Below are 778 nucleotides of genomic sequence, written 5' to 3'. Positions count from 1 at the left end.
TTTTTGCCGCGCGCGAAACGATCATGCAAAAAGCTTGCGGTCAGCACTGCTTTCTTCTAACTGCTTCGTTAAATTGTTCATGCTGTCCGTCAAGGGCTTTACAACAATCCGTTGAAACATCCATGCCAAGCCTCCGAATAAGCTAACTGTTATGCTCAAAATAGCCGCCCATTCGGTTATAGCCACACCCCATAACGCGAAACCTATTACCATTTGCCCCCCACCTCTCAACCAAAAATAAAAAAGCCTATTCGGCTTCTTCCTGTTCTTCCTGTTCTTCCTTTGATCTGAAAATTTCATCTGCTTGTTCTTGCGTGATTTTTTTTTAGTGCTACAAACTTATTGACTTCTTCGACACCATAAAAGCCACCCACAAAGTACTCCTTTACTTTTTCAAACCAGTCAATAGCCATTTAAATAACCCCCGTTTCTACCAAAATCAATAATAAATCTGCTTGATCTTGTTTAAGTTTATCTAATTCCGATGGCTCAGGAGGGGCTAAAGTGCTTGGGTCGTCCCCATTGCTCCACACCTGTTTTTCTACATTGAAAACAGGATTAATAGAGGGGATAGGAGGCGCAATAGTTGTATAACCTGCCGGCATCACTTCGTTATCTTCAACAAAAATCAGATCATCACGTTCGAATACGCCACTTGCATCGAACTTAAACACTTGTTTAAACATTATGACGTCACCTCTTTCGTAAAATAGGATATGCCATCAAGACCGGTATTAACATCAACAGCACCCACCGCCACAATGTTAATATCACCCGA

Annotated in this window: 3 protein-coding genes; all 3 read right to left on the bottom strand. The window is 41.6% G+C overall.

Translation table 11 applies throughout. From position 1 onward, the window contains the following. Window positions 1-21: 21 nt before the first annotated feature. The 3 genes from MFLO_RS13885 to MFLO_RS13880 all read right to left on the bottom strand — a co-directional run bounded on the left by MFLO_RS13885 (window position 22) and on the right by MFLO_RS13880 (window position 686). Window positions 22-213, bottom strand: a complete 192-nt coding sequence (locus MFLO_RS13885; RefSeq protein WP_051993688.1) for a hypothetical protein — start codon at window positions 211-213, stop codon at window positions 22-24. A gap of 83 nt (window positions 214-296) precedes the next feature. After that, window positions 297-413, bottom strand: coding sequence for an XkdX family protein (locus MFLO_RS15250; RefSeq protein ID WP_241433680.1), 117 nt, complete (start codon window positions 411-413; stop codon window positions 297-299). Next, window positions 414-686 (bottom strand): hypothetical protein, encoded by a 273-nt coding sequence (locus tag MFLO_RS13880; protein WP_051993687.1) that lies wholly within the window; start codon window positions 684-686, stop codon window positions 414-416. It lies immediately after the preceding gene. Window positions 687-778: the final 92 nt, after the last annotated feature.

The organism is Listeria floridensis FSL S10-1187 (assembly GCF_000525875.1).
Classification (GTDB): Bacteria; Bacillota; Bacilli; order Lactobacillales; family Listeriaceae; genus Listeria; species Listeria floridensis.
This window is presented reverse-complemented; position numbering and strand designations above follow the sequence as displayed.

Excerpts from the sequence above, each read along its gene's own strand:
- MFLO_RS13885 (WP_051993688.1), bottom strand. The coding sequence starts at position 213 with ATGGTAATAGGTTTCGCGTTATGGGGTGTGGCTATAACCGAATGGGCG.
- MFLO_RS15250 (WP_241433680.1), bottom strand. The coding sequence starts at position 413 with ATGGCTATTGACTGGTTTGAAAAAGTAAAGGAGTACTTTGTGGGTGGC.
- MFLO_RS13880 (WP_051993687.1), bottom strand. The coding sequence starts at position 686 with ATGTTTAAACAAGTGTTTAAGTTCGATGCAAGTGGCGTATTCGAACGT.